Source organism: Micromonospora sp. NBC_00898 (genome assembly GCF_045207895.1).
Lineage (GTDB): Bacteria > Actinomycetota > Actinomycetes > Mycobacteriales > Micromonosporaceae > Micromonospora.
Window position 1 is genome coordinate 3,783,055 of sequence record NZ_CP108775.1, and the last position, 20,481, is coordinate 3,803,535.

24 protein-coding genes and 2 pseudogenes are annotated in these 20,481 nt (G+C 69.0%); 14 read left to right on the top strand and 12 right to left on the bottom strand.

What is annotated here, in order from left to right; genetic code table 11:
* Positions 1-181: 181 nt before the first annotated feature.
* Positions 182-319 (bottom strand): hypothetical protein, encoded by a 138-nt coding sequence (locus tag OG799_RS18465; RefSeq protein ID WP_406036430.1) that lies wholly within the window; start codon positions 317-319, stop codon positions 182-184.
* A gap of 421 nt (positions 320-740) precedes the next feature.
* On the bottom strand, positions 741-1,715 hold the full coding sequence (locus OG799_RS18470; RefSeq protein WP_406036431.1) for a hypothetical protein: 975 nt from the start codon (positions 1,713-1,715) through the stop codon (positions 741-743).
* A gap of 274 nt (positions 1,716-1,989) precedes the next feature.
* On the opposite strand from OG799_RS18470, the gene OG799_RS18475 reads away from it, so the two are divergent.
* Complete coding sequence (locus tag OG799_RS18475) at positions 1,990-2,481, top strand: DUF6933 domain-containing protein (protein WP_406036432.1); 492 nt, start codon at positions 1,990-1,992, stop codon at positions 2,479-2,481.
* A gap of 186 nt (positions 2,482-2,667) precedes the next feature.
* On the opposite strand, the gene OG799_RS18480 is transcribed toward OG799_RS18475, so the two are convergent.
* Positions 2,668-3,156, bottom strand: a complete 489-nt coding sequence (locus tag OG799_RS18480) for a macro domain-containing protein (protein ID WP_406036433.1) — start codon at positions 3,154-3,156, stop codon at positions 2,668-2,670.
* A gap of 108 nt (positions 3,157-3,264) precedes the next feature.
* Positions 3,265-4,875, bottom strand: a complete 1,611-nt coding sequence (locus OG799_RS18485; protein WP_406036434.1) for an FAD-binding oxidoreductase — start codon at positions 4,873-4,875, stop codon at positions 3,265-3,267.
* A 139-nt stretch (positions 4,876-5,014) separates the two neighbouring features.
* Between OG799_RS18485 and OG799_RS18490 the strand changes: the two genes are divergently transcribed.
* On the top strand, positions 5,015-5,215 hold the full coding sequence (locus OG799_RS18490) for a hypothetical protein (RefSeq protein WP_406036435.1): 201 nt from the start codon (positions 5,015-5,017) through the stop codon (positions 5,213-5,215).
* A gap of 113 nt (positions 5,216-5,328) precedes the next feature.
* Positions 5,329-5,895, top strand: a complete 567-nt coding sequence (locus OG799_RS18495) for a hypothetical protein (protein ID WP_406036436.1) — start codon at positions 5,329-5,331, stop codon at positions 5,893-5,895.
* 172 nt (positions 5,896-6,067) lie between these two features.
* On the opposite strand, the gene OG799_RS18500 is transcribed toward OG799_RS18495, so the two are convergent.
* Entirely contained in the window at positions 6,068-6,772 is a 705-nt protein-coding gene (locus OG799_RS18500; RefSeq protein WP_406036437.1) for a hypothetical protein, read from the bottom strand.
* Positions 6,773-7,492: 720 nt separating this feature from the next.
* On the opposite strand from OG799_RS18500, the gene OG799_RS18505 reads away from it, so the two are divergent.
* Positions 7,493-8,353: an SAM-dependent methyltransferase gene (locus OG799_RS18505; RefSeq protein WP_406046324.1), complete on the top strand. Its 861-nt coding sequence runs from the start codon at positions 7,493-7,495 to the stop codon at positions 8,351-8,353.
* A 793-nt stretch (positions 8,354-9,146) separates the two neighbouring features.
* Here the strand turns inward: OG799_RS18505 and OG799_RS18510 are convergent.
* Positions 9,147-9,836 carry a DUF1062 domain-containing protein gene (locus OG799_RS18510; protein ID WP_406036438.1) on the bottom strand — a complete coding sequence of 230 codons (690 nt, stop codon included), beginning with the start codon at positions 9,834-9,836 and terminating at the stop codon, positions 9,147-9,149.
* A 518-nt stretch (positions 9,837-10,354) separates the two neighbouring features.
* Here OG799_RS18510 and OG799_RS18515 point away from each other — a divergent pair.
* Positions 10,355-10,900 (top strand): adenylate kinase family protein, encoded by a 546-nt coding sequence (locus OG799_RS18515; protein WP_406036439.1) that lies wholly within the window; start codon positions 10,355-10,357, stop codon positions 10,898-10,900.
* Here the strand turns inward: OG799_RS18515 and OG799_RS18520 are convergent.
* Positions 10,897-12,186, bottom strand: a complete 1,290-nt coding sequence (locus OG799_RS18520) for an IS256 family transposase (protein ID WP_406036440.1) — start codon at positions 12,184-12,186, stop codon at positions 10,897-10,899. The two genes, OG799_RS18515 and OG799_RS18520, sit on opposite strands and share 4 nt — an antisense overlap.
* A gap of 107 nt (positions 12,187-12,293) precedes the next feature.
* Here OG799_RS18520 and OG799_RS18525 point away from each other — a divergent pair, with 107 nt between their 5' ends.
* Entirely contained in the window at positions 12,294-12,434 is a 141-nt protein-coding gene (locus OG799_RS18525) for a hypothetical protein (RefSeq protein ID WP_406036441.1), read from the top strand.
* A gap of 99 nt (positions 12,435-12,533) precedes the next feature.
* Here OG799_RS18525 and OG799_RS18530 read toward each other — a convergent pair whose 3' ends face one another.
* Positions 12,534-12,968 (bottom strand): hypothetical protein, encoded by a 435-nt coding sequence (locus OG799_RS18530; RefSeq protein ID WP_406036442.1) that lies wholly within the window; start codon positions 12,966-12,968, stop codon positions 12,534-12,536.
* 320 nt (positions 12,969-13,288) lie between these two features.
* Here OG799_RS18530 and OG799_RS18535 point away from each other — a divergent pair, with 320 nt between their 5' ends.
* Positions 13,289-13,660, top strand: coding sequence for an ArsR/SmtB family transcription factor (locus OG799_RS18535; protein WP_406036443.1), 372 nt, complete (start codon positions 13,289-13,291; stop codon positions 13,658-13,660).
* A 495-nt stretch (positions 13,661-14,155) separates the two neighbouring features.
* Positions 14,156-14,428: a hypothetical protein gene (locus tag OG799_RS18540; protein ID WP_406046512.1), complete on the top strand. Its 273-nt coding sequence runs from the start codon at positions 14,156-14,158 to the stop codon at positions 14,426-14,428.
* A gap of 276 nt (positions 14,429-14,704) precedes the next feature.
* Here the strand turns inward: OG799_RS18540 and OG799_RS18545 are convergent.
* Positions 14,705-14,857, bottom strand: a pseudogene (locus OG799_RS18545) (transposase); the annotation flags it as partial.
* Positions 14,858-14,920: 63 nt separating this feature from the next.
* Between OG799_RS18545 and OG799_RS18550 the strand changes: the two are divergent.
* Genes OG799_RS18550 through OG799_RS18560 form a run of 3 tightly spaced genes read left to right on the top strand, consistent with a single transcriptional unit; the run spans position 14,921 to position 16,103 of the window.
* Positions 14,921-15,220, top strand: coding sequence for a transposase (locus OG799_RS18550; RefSeq protein ID WP_406036412.1), 300 nt, complete (start codon positions 14,921-14,923; stop codon positions 15,218-15,220).
* A complete protein-coding gene (locus OG799_RS18555; protein WP_406036428.1) occupies positions 15,217-15,936 on the top strand; it encodes an IS3 family transposase in 720 nt (239 codons plus the stop codon). The genes OG799_RS18550 and OG799_RS18555 overlap by 4 nt, the downstream gene beginning before the upstream one ends.
* A complete protein-coding gene (locus OG799_RS18560; protein ID WP_406036429.1) occupies positions 15,876-16,103 on the top strand; it encodes an integrase core domain-containing protein in 228 nt (75 codons plus the stop codon). Before OG799_RS18555 ends, OG799_RS18560 begins: the two co-directional genes overlap by 61 nt.
* Before the next feature lie 32 nt (positions 16,104-16,135).
* Here OG799_RS18560 and OG799_RS18565 read toward each other — a convergent pair.
* Positions 16,136-16,450, bottom strand: a pseudogene (locus OG799_RS18565) (transposase); the annotation flags it as partial.
* A 158-nt stretch (positions 16,451-16,608) separates the two neighbouring features.
* Between OG799_RS18565 and OG799_RS18570 the strand changes: the two are divergent.
* Positions 16,609-16,806, top strand: coding sequence for a hypothetical protein (locus OG799_RS18570; RefSeq protein WP_346125463.1), 198 nt, complete (start codon positions 16,609-16,611; stop codon positions 16,804-16,806).
* A gap of 49 nt (positions 16,807-16,855) precedes the next feature.
* On the opposite strand, the gene OG799_RS18575 is transcribed toward OG799_RS18570, so the two are convergent.
* Entirely contained in the window at positions 16,856-17,323 is a 468-nt protein-coding gene (locus OG799_RS18575) for a nuclear transport factor 2 family protein (protein ID WP_406036444.1), read from the bottom strand.
* Positions 17,324-17,431: 108 nt separating this feature from the next.
* Here OG799_RS18575 and OG799_RS18580 point away from each other — a divergent pair, with 108 nt between their 5' ends.
* Positions 17,432-17,680, top strand: a complete 249-nt coding sequence (locus tag OG799_RS18580; RefSeq protein WP_406036445.1) for a hypothetical protein — start codon at positions 17,432-17,434, stop codon at positions 17,678-17,680.
* Between the two features lie 623 nt (positions 17,681-18,303).
* Here OG799_RS18580 and OG799_RS18585 read toward each other — a convergent pair.
* Entirely contained in the window at positions 18,304-19,950 is a 1,647-nt protein-coding gene (locus tag OG799_RS18585) for a hypothetical protein (protein ID WP_406036446.1), read from the bottom strand.
* A gap of 206 nt (positions 19,951-20,156) precedes the next feature.
* On the opposite strand from OG799_RS18585, the gene OG799_RS18590 reads away from it, so the two are divergent.
* Positions 20,157-20,456: a hypothetical protein gene (locus OG799_RS18590; RefSeq protein WP_406036447.1), complete on the top strand. Its 300-nt coding sequence runs from the start codon at positions 20,157-20,159 to the stop codon at positions 20,454-20,456.
* The last annotated feature ends 25 nt before the right edge of the window (positions 20,457-20,481 follow it).

Below are 20,481 nucleotides of genomic sequence, written 5' to 3' on the forward strand. Positions count from 1 at the left end.
AGCGATTGGCGCGGTTACAGCGACGACGACTTCGAACGGGTCGTCGACCTCGGGCCGGCGGACACTAGCATCGCCGTCGAGGCCGGCAGCGCGGCTCTGGTCGGCGGGGACGGTGTTGTCCGTGACGACAGCTGGATCGAGGTCTTCCAGTCCGAGGAGTGCCCTCGCCTTCGTCCAGGCATCAGGGCCCGACTACCCGGATGTACTCGCGGCAGCACTGCAGTACCCGGACGCAGAGGACGACGAGGGTGACGATCTCCTCGTCGGCGGTGGTGGACTGGCGGTCTTCAGCGCAGCCGTAGACGGCGCCGGAGAACACTCGACCCGGCTATCGCCGGCACAGCCCGGGCCGGTGCCGATCGTTCACAGTCCCCCATCGCGAGAGCCGGACCCAGGCATGCTGATCCAAACCGCTGAAAGCGTCTACCGATTCAAGATCCGCTGGTACACCGAACTGGACGACGAAAGCTGCTTCGCACGCTGGCTCCTCACCCCGGCTTCACGATGCGCCGCCCAGTAAACGGATCAGCACACCTGATCTTGCGGGATGGCGTCGGCGGTCATCGGTCGGTCGCCGAAACCGTCGCGGACACGTTGGCCTGGGACGCGGCCCGCGCCCGGCAACCGACACCGGCCCGCTCCCGCCAGCTCCCCGCCGGAGCGGAAGGTGCCAACTCACCCACGCGCACAGCACACCAGCCGCTGATTCCGTTTTGTCTGGCTGGCCTCGCGTCGCGGGGTCACCTTGCGAGCTCGCGGCACGCGCCGCGGCTGTGCGGCAACCCGGCCTGCTTGAACACAAGCCCGCAGCTTCCGTTCGTCGGATCCCAGAGCTGGTCGTTGGCGATCAGCGCCCGAAGCAGCGCACGCTGCGCATCGGTCAGCGGCCGGCGCTTGCCATACGGCTTGGGGAACGCGAACCGCACCAGCGCGCCCCAGCCGTCGTCGAAGCCGGTCCAGCTGTCCCGCCTGGCCGCCTGGCAGGCCGCCGACGCGATCGAATCGAAGTCGGCGGCGACGCGGGTCGCCGCAACGACCACCTCGGAGCGGTGCACGCCCGAGGGCGGCGGGTCCGCCAGCGCGGCCAGAAGCAGCTCCCGACTCCTCGTGTCGTCCTCATGGGCCAGCGCGGCCCGCAGCCGGACCGCCGGGTCTGGGTCGGTGAGCCGGTCACGGATGTCGACGCCGAGCCAGCCGAGGCAGCCGACCCACTCCGCCTGCGACCCGGCGTCAGACTCCGCCCACTGCCGGATGAGAACTGCGAGTTCCTCCCGGTGGTGCGCCAGGCGCGGTACCCGGGCGATCGCCACGAGATTCTTCGCGCGGAACAGGGCCCGCTCCGGTGGGGATGCCGCGAGCAGCGGAAGCACCACCGGGTACGCCTGCGCCACGGCGTCGGCGAGGTCCGGCAGCACCTCGGCGAAGCAGCGATCGTCGGCCAGGCCAGTCACGCTCAGGGCCGCGTCGCCTAGGAACCCCAGGAGCGGCTCGACTGTCTCCGGATGCGCCCTCCCCTCGGCGAGCAGCTTGGTCACGGCCCGGACGGCCGGCACGGTCGCCGTCTCGGGAAAGCCTTGGTGCAGCACCGCGATGTCGAGGTGGTCAAGCGCGGCAGCTCGAGCCTCGGCGTCGCCGAACTCCAGTGCGTGCAGATGCTGCGGCATGTCGGTGGCCCGGCCGTACGCGTGCCGAAGGCGATCCCAGTCAACCGTCATCACGGTGTCACCCGTAGGCCGCGATTCTTTCCGTCGCCGCAGTCACAACACTGATCACAGTCCCATCCGTCATCGACAAGACCCGCGGGAACGACTCAGCATAGTTAATCAACCCACGCGCCTCTGGCGAACGTACCCGGCCAGCGTGGGGGCCCGGAAGCGCGGCGCCCGCTCCGGCACGGACGGTGTGATGCCCTATTCGCAGCGAGCCGGAACTCGAACCGGGCCCGACCGCAGGTGGCGCCCGCCCGGCGCTGATCGGCAGGATGGCAGGGTGCTCATCGTCCGCGCGACCAGGAAACTGCTGGCCCGGATCGGCCCGGCCGACCTAGACGGCGAGGAGTCGACCACGCTGCTGGGCCAGTGGTACGCCACCCTCCTGCCCTGGCGCCCGCAGACCGCGCTGCTGGTCAACGAACTGACCTTACTGCCCGTGCTGATGCCGCTGGCCCCCGCGGCCACCCTGCTCGACCGGATCGGCGACCACATCGCCACCGCCCTGGCCACCCACCAGGCATCGAACACCGTCATCGACAACGAACGACGGCAAATGAACGAGCATCGGGTCGCCGGCACCGTCAACCGCAGCGTCGTCGGCATCATGAACGAGTTCAGCTACCTGGCCACCGTCTACCGCAGCGACGACACCGGCCAGAGCCTGCTCGACCTCTCACTCCGGCTGGCCACAACGCCCTGCAGCCCCCTGTACCGCAAGAACATCAGCCCTGACCGAGAACTCGCCGCCCTCCTCAACTCGGCAGCCTGACCATCGCAGCAACCTCACCAACACAGACGCCGCGCCCGGCCAGAACCCGATCGGCCGACTCACTTGCGTTGGCGCAGCACTACCTGCCCAAACGCGACGTCGACCACCCGAGCCCGGAACAAACCGCGCAGGCAAGGCGAGCGACGGGTTCGGCCACGGGCCTTGGCGGATACTGCGCCAGGCCCGCTACCCGTGGTCGTACACGGTCACGGCGATGTCCCGCGCGCAGAGGGTGCGCAGGATGATTGGCTCTATCCGTTTCCAGGTGCCGCCGCCGAGCCCGCACCCGATCCGGGGCATGTGCACGGATGCCCCCAGCTCCTGCGCCTGGTCGGCAAGCGACGCCAAGCACTGCTCGACCGCGTCGTAGCGGATCGGCGGGCCGGCGCTGCCGGTCTTGATTCCCCGCTGGCCAACCATGTTCGCCACCCACACATCCGGCGCGACCTGCACCAGCCGGGTGACGCCGAGCGCGAAGTCGTTGCTCGCGCGGCCACGATGCCACTGACGATAGTCACGTTCCGGCTCCGGCCAGCGGCGGGAGATCGCCACCACGAAGCCCTTACCCCAGCCACCAAGGTCATTGCAGATGTGCGCGATCACCTTGCGGCCCTTAGCCTGAGGGCTCGTCGCATCACCCTTGATGATCATCAACGGGGTCACGACCGCCAGCATGCCACCCGCATACGACGATGCGGGTAGCCGAGCTCCCGCGGGGCGGATGCGGCCGCCCCGCCAGCACGGGGTTTACCGGGAGGCCGGGAATCGCGGGGCCGGCCTAAGTCAGCCGGCGGGGTCGACGAGGACGCCCGGGTTGAGGATCCAGGACGGGTCGAGCGCGCTCTTGGCGGCGCGCAATGCGAGCGCGACGGGGTCCGGACGCTGCCGGTCGTACCACGGTCGGTGGTCGCGGCCGACGGCGTGGTGGTGGGTGATGGTGCCGCCGGCGGCGAGCAGCGCGTCGGAGACGGCATGCTTGATCTGGTCCCACTGGGCGACGGTGGCGTCCCAGCGGCCGGTGGCGTACACGCCGAAGTAGGGGGCGGGGCCGTCCGGGTAGACATGGGTGAAGCGGCAGGTGACCACACCGGTCGCGGCGACGGCGCGGAGCGCGTCGCCGGCCGCGGCGAGCACGGCGGCGCGCAAGGCGGGGAATCGGTCCCAGGTGCAGGCGGTCTCGAACGTCTCCACGATCATCGACCGGGCGGCGAGCGCGTCGCGCTGGTACGGCATCCGTAGGAACGCTGACCGCCAGGCGTCGGCGGCGGTGCGCTGCCGTGGGCCGGACGAGTCGTCGCTGCGGGGCGGCTCCGGCAGGGTTCCCCCGTGGTCGCGGCACAGCTCGACTGCGCGGTCCAGCCACGGTGTGACCGGATGGTCGGCGGACTCGAATCCCAGGACGAGCACGCCGCCGGTCGTGGCGGCGCCGGCGTTGAGGAGCGCCTCGGCCGGGTCGAGCAGCCGGCAGTTGCTCGGGTGCAGCGCGGACTGGGCGATGGCCCGAGTGGCCGCGATCGCCTCGTCGTAGTCGGTGAAGTGCACCGAGGCGCCCGCCCGCCAGCGCGGCCGGTCCTGCAGCCGCATCCACGCCTCAGTGATGACGCCGAGCACGCCCTCCGAGCCGAGGAACAGCCGGTCCGGGGACGGCCCGGCGCCGGAGCCGGGCAGCCGGCGCGACTGGCTGGTGCCCGCCGGGGTGACCACCCGCAACGACTCCACCAGGTCGTCGATATGAGTGAGGACGGTGGCGTAGTGACCGCCGGCGCGGGTGGCTAACCAGCCGCCCAGGGTGGAGAACTCGAACGACTGCGGGAAGTGCCGCAGCGTGAGGTCGTGCCGCCGGAGCTGGTCCTCCAGCGCCGGGCCGAACACGCCGGCCTGGATGCGGGCCGCCCTGCTGGTCGGGTCCACCTCGAGCACCCGGCCGAGGCGTCCGAGGTCGAGGCTGACCGCCGCGGGATACGCGTCGTCCAGCCGCGGCTCCACGCCGCCGACCACTGACGAGCCGCCGCCGTAAGGGATCACCGCGATGTCCCGGCCCGCGCACCAGTCCAGCACGTCGACGACGTCCTGCTCCGTCGCTGGCCGGACCACCAGGTCCGGCGGGTCGTGGACGTCCCCGTGCAGGTTGCGGACGACGTCCCGGAACGCCTTGCCGTGGGTATGCGCCGCCCGGTCGGTTGGGTCCGTCGAGCACAGCCGGGCGAGTGACGTCGGCGGATCGACGCGCGGTGGACGCAGGTCGAGTTCGGCCACCGGCGGCGCGACGTGCTCGGTCAGGTCGACGTCGGGCAGCAGGGTGCGCACCCGGTCGGCCAAGGCTGTGGCCTCCGCGCCGGTCACTGCGTCCTCGACGTGCCCCCAACCCCACCACGAACGGTGTTTCCCGGCCATACGGCCTCCCCGCCGTCCACCATCGCCAGATCGACTCGCCGGTAACGTACTCGACGGTCGGCAGCCCCGTCGATGCCGTCGTGGCAGGCGTGGACTGCCTGCCGCCGAATCTGCTCACCACGGCTGAGAGGAAAGCTCGATGACGGCGGCAGAGCCGAACCCGAAGCCGCCACCGAAGTTCAGGCCCATCCGGGTGCCCCTGATCAGCCTCGCCCTCTGGCTGATCATCCCCGGCACGCGGCAGGGCGCGATCGCGGTGCTGGAATACATCGGCTGGCTGATAGTGGGCATCGCTCTGCTACTCCTGTTCCTCGTCATCGTCCTCAAGCCCAAGAGGTAGCAACGAGCGGACGCCTGGCTGCTTCAGTCGGGCTCGGGGCGCGGAGCCAGCGTGGTGGTTGGCATGATCCAGACCGTTGCCCGCAGGACCTTCACTTGTGGCAGACTCCCGCCGTGATGACGGAGGCTGACGACAAGGACGGCCTCGACGTCCAGGAGCTTGTTCCGGTCGAAGGGGGAACGTGGGGCGGATTGTTGTACGACAATCCACCTGGGCTGGCACCGGCCTTGATCTGGAGCTTCCGCTTTCCGTTCAAAGAGGTAACCCGGGACTACGGGAGCAGCCGCATCTTCTTTGACATCGACTGGCTACCCCTCCCCGGGGTCAGTTGGCGCAGCATGACAGGCCAAGCAGTTCGAGGCGCCGGCGAACCTGCTGAGTCCAGCGTCTACTTCTTCCAGCATCACCAGTACGACCTGATCGATCTGGAGATCGTCGAGCAGCGTGATCTATGGATTCATGCCCGCGCCAGTCTGACGGGTGACCTGGATGGCCTGGGCATGGACAGTGTCACCGCCTGCGCGTGGTTACACCTCGACGGCATCCAGGTATACCTGAGTGACATAACCTCGGCTGAGTTCGCGTTTGCTCGGCTCCCGGACTTCACCACCACCGAAGGGTTGTTGTACTCGCCGTTACCCAACAGTCCTTCCTTCCGGTTTGCGCCTGCCGATTTCTAGCGGCGTCCAGGGCATCGCACCAAGTCGGCACGCCTTGGGGCGGTGACCATCCGCTCCGCTGGCCATCCTGACCGTGACGGATCAAGCGCAGGACAGCACGCCGGCGGATGTTCGTGCACCGGCCAGCAGTGCTGGCGCGTCGCTGACGAGCGACGCAGCGGTCAGGGTCGTGTCATAGGTTGTCGATGTAGATGACCACTGCGTCGAGCGGTCGCGCCGATCGCAGCGCCGACGCCGGCTCGGCCTCGGCGTACAACCACATGTGGTGCGCTGTCCAGTTCAGGATCCCGCCGGTCTCGCGATAGCTGGCATAGGCGCCAGGTTCTGGCTGGAGCGGCCAACCGCGGCTGCGAAGGTGCTCGACGAGCCGGGTCACAGTCGTTGTCCGGTCGGCACCATCGGCGGCCGTGACCACGAACTCGGCCGTGCAGTTGCCGCTGCTGCCACCATCGGCGCAGGTCTCGACCGACAGCAGGCGCAGCGAGGTCGGCAGTGGGAGGATCTCCTCGTCGCGGGCAGGGAACCGCAGCGAGCCATCGCCGTCGGCGGCGACGAGGCCGAGCCCGCAACTGCACAGCAGCACCACGGTGGCCAGCGTCGCCACGGAGGCGGCCCACCGAACCTGGGCCGCCGCCGGCTTCCACGCAGCTCGACGGGGCGAAAGGGGGTGCACGCTCCGATCGATGATCAACGCGGCCAGGCACACGCCGCCGACCAGCAACCAAACCGCGAACCAGTCAAGCCACGGCGGAGCAATCAGGCTGCGGGGCCATTGCGAGACGGCGAACGCAGAGGCCAGCACGGCGATGAAGACGGCACCGACAGCCACGCCGACGGCACTGCCACTACGGGTGCCCCACGCCCACGCGCCGACCACGATTAGACCGCAGGTCGCCGCCACCGCAGCGACCGGGGATGCACTCTGCCCGAGCGGCAGCACCCCTAGCCCAGCGCCGACAGCGCTCAACCACCAACGCCAGCCGTTGCCCGCCCCGCCTTCACAACGCCTCCATCCTGGCACCGCCTGAACGTAGGCCAAGCCAAGGGTGCTCGGCGAGCCGACCACCATGGAACGAGATGGCAGTGCCGTGGTGGGTGGTGGGCCTCCATCCGCATCGGCTTCAGAACGTCAGACGAAGATCATGTAGGGCCTATTTCTGACGTCTTCGGAGCCGACGAAGAGGTCACCGAGCAGGAAGCCCTGGTCAACGTATTGCGAGTGAGATCGGAATTCCAGGAGATGGGAAAGGTGCCACCGCTTACGTGGCCGGCCGCAGAGGTGCCCTCACCGGCGACTGACCCGCTACACCGGCGCCCCTCCACCGTTGCGAGTGAGGCTCTCCGGACAAAGCAGCCCTCCGGAATCATCGACCCAGGTTCACCAGACCTGGCACCTGCCGCCGGCACCACCTCGGCCGGTCGATCGACGGAAAGCCTTGACCCAAGGGGGCCCGGCGGGGAGAACCACCAGCGGCGAGGCAGCGGGCGCTGCAGCCACGGGTGGGCACCGTGGGACGGCTCGGCACTACGATGAGGGCGCGTGGCCGAAGTGGACCGGTCGGGACCGCCGCGTCCGGCTCGGCAGACATCAGAGCCGATGGAGGCACCTGTGAGCAGCGAAGAGTCGAGATTCTCGCCGGTCGCCGCGGAGCTGGCGTCATCGCGGATCGACACGTCGGTGGCGCATCCGGCCCGCCGATACAACTACTGGCTCGGCGGCAAGGACAACTTCCAGGCCGACCGGGAGTCCGGCGACGCGATCGCCGCAGCCTTCCCCGCCGTCCGCATCGCCGCGTTGGAAAACCGTTACTTCCTGCGCCGCGCCGTTTCCTTCCTAGCCAAAGAGGCGGGGATCCGGCAGTTCCTCGACATCGGCACCGGAATCCCGACCGCCAACAACACTCACGAAGTCGCACAGTCCATCGCCCCGCATTCGCGGATCGTCTACGTCGACAACGACCCGATCGTGCTGTCCCACGCCCGCGCCTTGCTCACCAGCTCTCCCGAAGGCGCCACCGCCTACATCGACGCCGACCTGCGCGAGCCGGAGAAGGTCCTCAATCATCCGGACCTGCTGCGCACCCTGGACCTGTCCCAACCGGTGGCGCTGATGCTGATCGCGATCACGCACTTCATCGTCGACTCTGAGGACCCGTACGGGATCGTCACCCGGCTGCTCGACGCGCTGCCATCGGGCAGCTATTTGGCTGTCACCAACGTAACCACCGATCTCATGCCGCCAGAGGAGAAAAGGGAGGCCGACGCCGCTGCCACCAGCGGCCGGCACGGCCCGATCCGGTTCCGCAGTCGCGATGAGTTCGCCCGCTTCTTTGACGGGCTCGAGCTGACGCCTCCGGGGATCGGTCCGGTGGCAGAGTGGCGGGCCGAAAACGAGCCGCAGCCGCGCCCGTCCGCCGCCGACGCTTCCGTCTACGGAGGCGTCGCCCGCAAACCCTGACCGACTCGGCACCGTAGAGAGATGCTGCTTCGTTGGCATCCTGAACTGGTCTCCCGGCGGTGGGCGTTGCCCTTGCCGAAAACCTCATCCGCCCGGGTGGGAGCAGCCGTAAGCGGATCTTGACGGGGGGGGGCAGGAGCCGGGTCCTCTCCCGACTGTCTCTCCCGCACCCGCGGCATGCTGATCGGCTGTGCTGCTTTGACTGGCCTATCTCGGTGTGACGAACGCATTCGCGTTACCGCCGTCAAGTTCCATGTGCCGCCGAACCACCGTGCCGTCGTCGCTGACGAAGTCACCGAACCAGCCGCATCGGTGCCGTGGTGGCGGATTTCGGTCGCAGGACATGGGTTCGGTGAGGGTGAATGTGCGGGTGTGGCCGCTGCCGTGCGCTGCTTGCCATGCTGATGGGAGCATCACCGTTGACCAGCAGGCACCGCAGCCGCCGATGATCACCCATGCGATCGCAATGACGATCAGCAGCGGGGGTCCCGGAGGGGGGCTTACTCATGTGCACACCGTAGGCGCTCGTCACCTGTGCCAGCAGTCACAACGGCGACGAATCCTGGGATACCGACCCCGTGCCGATCCCCTACTGCCGTCGACCGAACATCCTCAACTCGGCTAGATGCGGATGCTCGGCGCGGACGGCGCAGGTCTCGGTCCGTGACAGAGCGTCACTCTGACGGCGTTGATGAGGTGAATTCCGACTACTCGATCAACGGAGCCTGCCAGTCAGTCTCAACCCCCGATCCGTGGCCCGACCCCGTCAGGGTCGACGATGGAGTGGGGGCGTTCACCTTCGTCGCCGGTATCGGGCCGGCCCTGACCTTCGTTCGCGCCCGGTCATGAGCGACCGCGCGCGGAGCGCCGTGTGATGCAGTCCCGGGCAAGGCCACCTTGTCTCTCGCCCCGGCTCAGGCCCACGGCGGCGGCTCATAGCAGGACGAACGAGAAGTCCCTGTGAGTTCTGCGGTTCAGCGGAATGCCGATCTTGACGCGGCGAGCGATCTCCCCGCGGCTGATGCCCAGCCCCTGGGCGATGAGCCGTTCGGGGCGAAGGGGCCACGGGGTCGTCGAAGATGACAGAAACCTGGACGGGCCAGGGGCTTTCGGGAGGGGACGGGGCGAGCAGTTCCCAGCATGAGTCCCACTCCAGGGCGAACCGGTTGCGCCGGGCGATCAGCGGGTCGAGAAGGACGCGGGCGACGAGGGCAGAGGAGTTGCCGGAGTAGCGCTCCAGAAGGATCGGATCCAGGTACCGGACCGGGAAGCGATCGTGAACGGTGATTTTGCTGATGCGGTCGCAGGAAACGCAGGCGACCAGGAACCAGATGTTGAGGAGTTTGCCGTTGGCACTGACGCGGAACTTCCCGTCGCCAGTGCTGGCGAGGCCGGAATGGTAGTGGACGCAGCGGAACCCGAGCAGGGGAAGGCGCGTGCGCCGAACGGTCCAGGACAGCACGATATGAGGACGCGTAGACATGATCTCTCCGAAGACCTGACGGAAGGCATGGGAAAAGAGCCGACGGCGACGTCGGCGACCGATGCACGGGGGAAGGTGTCAGGTCTAAAGAGCAGGCGGCGTCACGCGGGGTGAAGTCCTCTCGTGAGTGGGTCGGAGAAGAAGATCCAGTTACAAGGTAGGGCGGGGCGGGCTGGCGAGGCCACCCGTTTTTGTCCTGGCGCCGAACACTGAGGGGCGGGGTCGGCGAGCTGGGCGTCGACCACACGCCGATCGCCCCCGCGGCCCCTTTCTGCCGTATTCCGGCCGCCCCCCACCCTGACGTGCAGGCATGGGGCAGAGGCTCTGCAATAGCGCCGCACGGCGCGCTCTCATCGGCAGTTGAGGACATCGCCGGCTCACCAGCGCGACCCACGGACCCTGACGCCTTCGGAGCCGCCGATGAGCTCACCGATCGAGGGTCGATCAACGCTGCAAGTCGGCCAGGGTGGCGACCCGACGCCCCTGGGCATCCGCCGGTGCAGCGATAGGCTGCGCCGATGCGCCTGGCAATTCTCGGACCACCTGGCTCCGGTCGGGAGGCTGTCGCCGGCGCCATCGCCGCGCGTCTCGCAGTTCCCCCCATCAGTTTGGCGGACGCCGGCCAAGCCGAGATTCGGGCAAGCACCCCCGCCGCAATCCAGGCCCTGCAGCACATGAACGCTGGTCAACTCGTACCCGACAAGGTGCTCCTGTCCATGATCCGCAACCGCCTCGCCCAGCCCGACGTCGCCAGCGGCTTCGTCCTCGACGGCTTCCCCAACCACGCCGTCACCGCAGTGGCGCTCGACGCCCTGCTATCCGACCTCGGCACACCCATCGACCGCGCAATCAACCTCGTCCTGTCCGACGCAGAAGTCCAACGCCGCCTAGCCGGCCGCCGCACCTGCCGCAACTGCGGCCGAACCTGGCACACCGAGTTCGCCGCCCCAGCGCTCCCCAACGTCTGCGACCGCTGCAGAGGCGAACTGTTCCAGCGCCGCGACGACAGCCCCGACCGCATCACGAGCAATAGTCAAGACTTGTGGATGAGAAATCTTGATTAGGCAGCCGTGGCCGTGCTCGTGGCGGGTCGTTCGACGAGTTTGCCGCGTTCGAAGCGGGCGCCGGCGCGGACCAGGGCGACCAGGTGGGGCGCGTTGACGGCCCGCCATCGCTGCTGGGCGGCTTCGATGAGCTTGAACGCCATGGCGAGGCCGGCGGCCTTGGAGCCGGGGCCTTTGGTGACCTTGGTGCGGTGCCGGACCGTGGCGAAGGTCGACTCGATCGGGTTGGTGGTGCGCAGGTGCACCCAGTGCTCGGCGGGGAAGTCGTAGAAGGCGAGGAGTTCGTCCAGATCGTCGACGACCTTGGCGACGGCTTTGCCGAACTTCGCCCCGTAGGCGAGCTTGAACGCGGCCACGGCGCGGCGGGCGTGGTCGCGGTCCTCGGCGTTCCAGATCTCGGCGAGGGCCTTCTTCGCCCCGGGATGAGCTGATTTCGGCAGGGCGGCGAGGACGTTGCCGATCTTGTGGAACCAGCAGCGCTGCTCCCGGGTCTCGGGGAACACCTCGCGTAGCGCGTTCCAGAACCCGAGCGCGCCGTCGCCGACGGCCAGGATCGGGGCGCGCATGCCCCGCCGCTTGCAGTCGCGGAGCAGGTCGGCCCACGACCCGGCCGATTCGCGGTAGCCCTCGGCGAGGGCGACGAGTTCCTTGCGGCCGTCGACGCGCACCCCGACGATCACGAGCAGGCACAGTTTCGCCTCGTCGAGGCGCACGTTCAGGTGCACGCCATCGGCCCACACGTAGACGTAGTCCGCACTGGACAGGTCCCGGTCGGCGAACGCGCGGGACTCGTCCTGCCACTGCCCGGTCAGCCGGGTGATCGTGGCCGCGGACAGCCCGGAGCTGGTGCCGAGGAACTGCTCCAGCGCCGGCACGAAGTCCTGCGAGGACAGGCCGTGCAGGTACAGCAGCGGCAGCACCTCGCTGATCCGCGGGGACTTGCGGCACCACGCCGGCAGGATCGCCGAGGCGAACCGCTTGCGCTCGCCGGTCGTCTCCTCGACGCGCTTGTCGTTGACCCGCGGCGCGACCACCTCGACCGCCCCGGCGCTGGTCAGCACCTCCCGGGGCCTCGCGTGACCGTTGCGTACCACCAGCCTGCGGCCCTGCTCATCCACCTGGTCGGCGTGCGCGGCGATGTACGCGGCGACCTCGGCCTCCAACGCCGCAGCCAGCATCCGCCGCGCACCGTCACGCACGATCTCGTCGATCAACGAACCGCCGGTCGAGCCGGCGTCGGGCGCGGCCGGTGGCGTCGGGTCCTCGGGGTTGACTACCGTAAGCACGGGCGTACCTTCCCGACCCGCGTTGGCGCGCGGGCTCTACTCGATTCCTTGGACTTGGACTCGCCGGGAGGGTACGCCCCACGGCGCTCATCCACAGGTTTCGAGCATTGCTCCGCATCACCGCGGGCCTGCAGTCCTATCGACCAGCCGCGGCGGTCATCCTCAACCACTACAGCTCCTCGGCCATGCTGATCTCCATCGACGCCACCCTCACACCGGCTGAGATCACCGCCAGAGCGCTCGCCTGACCCGGCGAATGCGACAGCCGGACACAGCAAAGCCACCCACGCGCCAGCTCAGTGACCTACTCGGATGCGCCGAAGAGGTCACCGAGCAAGAAGCCCTGGTCAGAAGGTTGCTGGTGGGATTAGAGTCTCAGCTCCCGGGATCCATACCGACAGCAGCACGGCCGGCCCCAGAGCCGTACGCCGATGCGGCAGACTCTCTTGAGTGGCGTCAGCGGGCTCCACGACGACAGCCGGCACCGGCCAGGCGGGGAGCAGCGAAGGCTGACCTCTTCGGTCGGTCGACCGGGCCACGCTCAGCACCACCGGTACCACGAGATCATTTCCGTCGGACTGCGACAGTTCGCTGAGCGCGCGCAAGACCAACGTCGTCTTGCCCACCCCGCGGTAGCCGGTAATGAGGAACGTGCCGCCATGGGAGTGGACGATGCGGGAGCGTAGCCCGTCCACCAAGCTCGCGTTGCCCAGCATCGGCAGAGCGTCATCGTCACCGTGCAACGGCTCGTGAACAAACCGGAACGAGGACGCGAGCAGCATGACCAGCAACAGTCACCCCCGTCACAGTGCCTGAGACCGCCGGACGACCTCCGCCGCCGGCAGCCAGCCGCACGCCACCACGGCGCCGGCTCTGGCAGTACACCTCCGGCCACGGCACGTCGTCAACGATCTGTCGGCGCCTCGACCCGCCGTCACCGCCACTCCTGTTTCTGGATCCCCTCGGCGGCGGTAACGGCCGTCGCCCACTTCCTGCGCTGGCCACAGCGCCTCTACATCGCCTACGCCTGGCAGGTAGCCATGGCCGCCCACCGGAAAGAGCGACGCTATTCCCCCGGCCTATCGATGGTGTTGGTGGAACGATGGAAGACGTGGGAACTGCGAAAACTGCTAAGCCTGCCATCTCGCCGCTCGCTGGCGAGCCGATCAAGCGTGCCGATGCCGAGCGGCTCGCGGGAGTGCTGAAGGCATTCGCCGACCCAGCCCGGCTGCGACTGCTCAGTCTCATCCAGTCCGCTCCGGAGGGCGAGGCGTCCGTGAGTGACCTCACCGCGCCGCTTGGTCTCTCCCAGCCGACCGTGAGTCATCACCTTCGGATCCTCACCGAGGCCGGCCTGCTCGAGCGCGAGAAGCGCGGCGTCTGGGCGTACTACCGCCTGGTGCCGTCCGCGATCGCGGCGATCGCTGACCTGTTGACGCCACCCCGCAAGCGGGCGACGAAGAAGGCCCGCTGAGCGGCACCGTCGAAGGCCGGCGCCGGTGCCGGGCCCCACCCGTAGGTCGGCAGACCCACGCAGGACGCACCTATCCAACGCACTTGGGGCGTGGTGTTCAAGAATCCCGTAGCGGCGGCCCGCCCAGCGTGGCTCCCCGGATGCCGATGACCCGCGCCGGGCGTGCCTCAGCGCGGTGAGCGATCCGAACTGGCGCCGCACGATGTCGTGCCGGCAGCGGCCGGCGCTCGCCGCCGCCGACCGGCCGGTGTTGATCAGCGAGGCGGGGACCCCTCCCCTCCCCGACCCGACCTGGCCGGGGCTGGACGGCAGACAACTGCCGTTGACGTCGCCGGCCGGCCAGTCCCTCTGGCTCGTCGACACTGTCCGAACCGATCGGCGTGGCGCGGAGCCGGCTGACTGTTGCTCAGCAGGCGGTGCCGGCGCGGGAGGCGGTGTCGGCTACCAGGCTGCCGGCCTGTCTCGGCGGGGCCTCGGGCTGGCTAGGCTGCCGCCATGACCCCGGCCATGACCAGCGGTGTGACCACTGAGCCCGCCATCCTTGACGCCCTGGAGCTGACTTCCGATCCGGAGCTGGAGGCCCGGTTTGCGGAGTCGGCCCGCCAGATCCTGGCGGACCTGGTCAGTGGGGGTGCCGCCGAAGGTACAGGTTCGCCGCTACCCGGGGGCCGTGAGAACGCCGAACGGCCGCACGATCGTACGCGATCGGAGCGGCCGTTCGTCATTACCGGCACATCGCTGTTCCGGGCGGCGGCGCCGGTCCGTTAGGGTCCCGGCCATGGATCTCGGTACGCCGTCACTGCGGTTTTGCCTGCTGGGAGGGTTTCGGGCCGAGCGCTCCGGGCACCTGCCCCCGCTGGACCGCTGGCGCCGACCGAGTGCCCGGACGCTCGTCAAGCTCCTCGCCGTCTCCCCCGGCCACCGGCTGCACCGGGAGCAGGCCATGGAGGTCTGCTGGCCGGAGGCCGAGCCGGCCGCCGCCGTGCGCAACCTGCGGGTTGCCCTGCACACCGCCCGGCACGCGTTGGAGCCGGAACTGCCGCCGCGGTCGCGGAAGGCGCCCACTTCCTCATCCAGGTCGGCGCAGATCCGCGACACCTCCGACTTGGAGATCCCCGAGTCGGCGCCCAACGCCTTGACCAAGTCGTCGACCTTGCGCGTGGACACGCCGCGCAGGTAGGCCTCCATCACCACTGAGCTTCCCCCCTCGGGCCGGACACCCTGATCCCTGGCAGATGAGCCAGGAGGAAGGATGCCCTGGTGGCACGTCCCTCGCAGTACACCGAGCAGTTCCGTAAGGACGCGGTGGCGTTGGTCCGTTCGTCGGACTCGCCGTTGCGGCAGATAGCCCGTGACCTGGGCGTCAACCATGAGACGCTGCGTGGTTGGGTCCGGGCCGAGGAGCGTAGGGAGGCCGGCGGCCGGTCCGCGGAGCCCGAGTTGACGCTCACCGAGCGCGAAGAGCTGCGCAAGCTGCGTGCTCGGGTGCGGGAGCTGGAGCTGGAGAAGGACATTCTCCGCAAGGCAGCCCAATATTTTGCCAAGGAGATGGGGCATTGACCAGCCGCTACCGCTTCATCTCCGCCGAGCGCGCCACCTACGGCGTCACGCGGCTGTGTCGAGTCCTGCGGGTGCGCCGCCAGGGCTTCTACGAGTGGTTGCACGCCGCGGAGGCCCGCGAGCAGCGTGAGCAGGACGAGGACGCGCTCGCTGCGGAGATCACCGCGATCCACGCGGCGCACCGACAGGCGTACGGGTCCCCGCGCGTGACGGTGGAGCTACGCCGGCGCGGCCGGCGGGTCAACCGCAAGAAGGTCGAGCGGATCATGCGTCAGCGCGGGATCGTGGGCTTCACGCGCCGGCGACGCCGATCGCTGACCAAGCAGGATGTGACCGCGCCACCGGCCCCGGATCTGCTCGGCAGGGGCTTCACCGCCGCCGCGCCGGGCGAGAAGCTGGTCGGCGACATCACGTACCTGCCCACCGAGGAGGGCTGGCTGTATCTGGCCACCGTCATCGACCTGCACACCCGCGAGGTGGTCGGGCACGCGATGGCCGAGCACATGCGCGCCGAGCTGGCCTGCAACGCGATCACCCTGGCCGCCCGCCGGGGCCTGACCGGCAAGGGCGCGATCTTCCACTCGGACCGCGGATCGCCCAGTACACCTCCACCGAGTTCCGCCGCTGCCTGCGCAGACATCGGCTACGGGCATCGATGGGCCGTACTGGATCTTGCTATGACAATGCGGCCGCGGAAAGCTTCTTCGCGACCCTGAAAACCGAGGTCGGCACCAAGGTCTGGCCCACCCGCGCCGCCGCTCGCCAAGCGGTCTTCGCCTACCTGGCCTACTACAACACAAACCGTCTACATTCGACCATTGGATACCGCACACCCACCGAGGCCCGCCTCGGGTATCGTCACACCCACGCCCTCGCAGCGTGAGAACCCCGGTGTCCGGTCCCGGGGTGGAAGCTCACCACCGCGAACAACGCCTGATCCACCCGCCGGCGCCGCTCGAGCAGGCTCGGGAAGAACGAACCGGTGCGAAGCTTCGGAATGCGCAGGTCCAGGTCCCCGGCCGTGGTCGTCAGGGTGCGTGGGCGGTGGCCGTTGCGCTGCGCCGACCGCCCGGAGTTGCGTTCGAACGGGGCGGCGCCGATCACCGCGGTCAACTCCGCCTCGATCAACGCCTGATAGATCGTCTCCGCGGCCTGCCGGACACGATCGTTCACGTCGGCTGCCTTGAGTGCATCCAGCACCTCCAACAAGGCAGACTGGTCCAGGGTCATCGCGTACTCCGTCCTCTGCGTGTTCTTGGTCGTTCACACAGAGACTCACGCGATGACCCACCTCAATCCCGGCGGCACGCCGAAGCAGGTCAGCTTCTACACCACCCGGCGGGACGCAACCCACACTCTCTGCCCGGAAGGCACATACCCTCAAGCGGGTGGACGTGCTGCTGCGCGGCGGGCCAGGCGACGGTCAAGTCGTCCCGGGAGGCGGGGAGACTGTCGTGTGGCGAGCCTGCCTGTACGAGATCACGCCGGCGGTGGAACACCGCCACGGACGGGACCTGCGCGTGTACCACCACCGCCCCGACTGCTGTGAGCCATACGGGCGAGGCTCCGAAGACCGCTGCGAGTAGCCCGTGCAGCTCCTGGGGGCATCCCGGGTGGTGCGCTCGCCGCTCGTTCCTAGCAGTCGTCCTGCTTCCACTTGCCGTCTTCGCGCACCCACGGCTCCTTGTTCTGGTTCAGCGCAGGCACGTCGTACGTGTAGGTCACTCGAGCGAGATCACCCGAAACTTGTGCATCGAAGGTCTTGAGCGGCATTGCCTTGCCGTACATCTGCTTCGCGGCAGTCAGCATGCCGGTGAACTCGCTGCGGGTCACGCGATCCTTGCACCTGGCCGAGAACAGGTCGTACGCGACCGGGGGCTTCGCGTCGAGGAAGGCGTCCGAGTACGCCACCACCGCCTGGCGAAGCTCCTCCTGCCCGCCAGGCGCCTGCACGGTCGGGCTGGCAGCGGCACTTGACGACGCGGTCACCGAAGGAGCCGCGGATGACGAGGACGCAGAGGCGTCTGGCTTGTCGGCGTTGCCCGCGCAAGCGGTCAGAGGCAGAGCGAGAAGAGGCATTACGATCATGGCGTTACGGATCATGGCGCGCACGGTACTGCCACAACACGCGTCGATACCCGACAGATCCCCTGGCCTGCCAGGCAGCTTTGTGCAGGTCACGGCCCGGACGCCGACGGCAAGACTCACAGGATGGCGATCATGACCACATCCTCAGAACCCGGCGACGCACCCGGGCGACGCGCGACGCCGCCAAGCGACCTCATCGCGGAGGCAGCACGGCACCCGGGAGGCTCGGTTGCCGAGATCGACCGCACGCTGATCAGTGACCCAAACGGTTACATCCCCGGCGAAGCCGTTCGAGGCATGTGGAAGGTCGACGCCACCGGCGAGTTCCAGCCCAACCCGAGCTACGGGCCTGCCCCGGACGACTTCACCTAGCTCCGGCAGCAGCCGCTTGGATGCCGAGGCGCCGGGTGAAGCGGTCCATGTGGCGCTTTCCATGATGGCGGAGTCGGGGCGGTGCGCGAGGCGGTCGTGGTTGGCTGGACCCCTGCGCGAGTCGCCGGTAGCGGAGGCGGGCAGTGCTGGCAGGGCGCGTTCCTGCGCCGTGGCTGGCGGGGCGGTTCCACCCGCTTCTCGCCCTCCCGCAGCTTGCGGATGTTCTGCTCCGGCGTGTGCCGACGACGCGTACCCATCTCGTGATCCGTGCTCTCACCCCGTCATGGGGCATCGGACTGTCACAACAGCTGGCCCACTCGACGGGGGTCCTGAGCGCATCGCCGCCCGGTGGGCGACATCCTCGACTGCATCGCCTGGTTCGACCGCACCTACGGCAGCCCGACCCAGACGATGCACACCCAACCCGCGCCCACCCGCGGTGACCGCTCCATGGGATGAGGTGGAGGATCGACCGATGACCAGCCGTCCCACCTCCCCCGCCGCCCGCGCTCAGGAGCCGCGGCGTACCCGCGTCATTTGAGTACCCCTGCCGGGCGCCGGCGCGGACCGTTCGGACGCAAACGGCCCCGCGCCGTGCGACGCGGGACCGTTCACATCTGCCGTTATTTGATGATCACCCGCAGCAGGCCCACCTGGTCGCCGCCGTCAACGCCGGTCGCCAGCCCGACGGCCTTGACCGCCGTCGCCCGCCCGCGCTCCTCCTCGGTCACGTCCGCGTCCGCCAGCAGTCGCTGCACGTCGACGTAGATGACCGCGTTGGCCTGCTCAGGCGCCCCCTCCAGCGCCTGCCGGTAGAGGGCCTGGCCGTCGAGCGAGCCGCCCTCGGCCGCGTACCCCTTGGCTTTCACCTCGACCGTGTTGCCGCTCGCAGACACGCTCACCTCGTCGCCCACCAGCTTCAGCGCCCCGGCGAGCGCGGCTGCCTTGTCCACCGAGGTCGTCTCGGCGGACGCGGCGAACGACGGGAAGTCGTCCTGGCCCACCTTGGTGACCGCGACGCTGAGCTTCGCGCCGGAGACCGCGGAGAGGCCCTGCGTCATTGCCTGCATCCGATCGTGTGCCTCCTGCATGTGCTTGCGCATCAGCTTGGCTTCGCCGGGCGGCATGCCCTCGAACACCTCCCCGGGCAACGGGCCGGTGGCGCCCGGCATCCTGCCGACGAGCTCCTTGCCTACGTCGCCCACCCGCAAGGATCCGGCGATCGCCGAGTTGGCGGGCAAGGCGTCCACCGTGGACCGGGCGTCGGCCGGGCCGACCTGAGCTGGGGCGGTGCCGAAGCCGCGGAAGTGGACTTCCACGCCGTCGTCGGTGGCGCGTGCACCGAGGATCAGCTGCCCCGTGAGTGCGTCGGCCTGGGTCAGGCCGCCCATCCCGGGGAAGAGCCCGCCGAGCGGGTTGAGCGTACCGGCCATGGAGTCGTCGGCGCGGCCCTCCAGCATGCCGTCGAGCGCCGCCGACGTCATCGCCTTCAGCGCCACGCCGAACCTGGCGAAGTCGACCCAGGCGAGGGCCATCTGCCGCTCGGGCAGCCACTCCAGGCCGCGGTGGAACAGGGTATCGGCCGCGAGAGTCTCCTGATCCACGTCCTTGCCGGCGGCTTCCGCGGCGGCCTGCGATGCCTTGCGGCCGTATGCCACGAGCATGTAGCCCTTGCGTACGACGAAGCCGAACTTCTCCGCACCGTTCTCGCGCTGCAGCTCCGCGAGCCCGGCGCGGGCCGCCGCGTCGTCCTTGACGGCGAGCGCGATCACTCCGTACGGCTCATCCTTGCCGTCAAGCCACAGCCCGGCCCCGATCCGCTCGGCGAACCACGGCTCGACGTGCTTGTGGTACGCCGCCTCGTCGATGTCGAGCGAGTCGAAGATCTCCTTCTTCAGCTCGTCGACCGTGTCCTTGCCGTCCTCCCGCGGAAACTTCTTGAGCAGGTCGTTGACCGCCAGGCGTTGGCCGTAGCCGGGCGACAGATCCAGCCGCACGAAGGCGACCACCGTCGACGGCATGGCCTCCTCGGGCTGCATGCCCGAGCCGTACCACAGGCGCAACCCCGCAAACGCCGCCCCGCCGAGCAGCAGGGCAACAACGGTGGCGACTGCAACGACGATGGGCAGGCTACGGCGACGGCGGCGCTGGGCCCCTTCCTCCGCGGGCGAGACGAGCAGATCGGGAGGCGTCGTCCCAAGATCGACGGTCTCGGACGGGTAGGACCATGGGTCGCGGTTGGGGGGTTCGCTCGGCGGCGGTGCGCTCACGACAGATTCCTTCCAGTGAATTCGGCCGAATCGTAGTACGTGAGCGCCCGGTCGATCAGCCCGCTGGCAGGGCGTCTCCCTTACGACCTCGTGCGTGATTGGCCGGGTATCTACCTGCGGCGATGAAGGTCGCCTCGTCGATTGTGTGGCGTGGCCGGTAAGGCCTTGAGCGGCCTAGTGGTGTTCTCGGTGCGGTCGGTGTGCTGATGGTCGGACAGGAGGCCGGCGATCGCGCGGATCCTGGCGTCGAAGCTCTCGCGTCGGCCGTGGTAACGGCCCAGGATCCGCCGGTTCTTGAGGGCCTAGTGGCTACCCTGGAGGCCGCCCTGCGGCTGCACCGCCACGAGCGCGGCACTCTCACCGGCCTGGACCGGTACCTGCACCAACGCACGCGCGGGATGATCGGCAGCCTGTCCCACCTGATCCGCGCCGCCGCATTGAGCGCGATCGAGGACGGCAGTGAAGCCATCACCCGTCAACGTCTGGATACCATCCCGGCTGAGTAGCAGCCCGAGTCAGGCAGGCACAGCG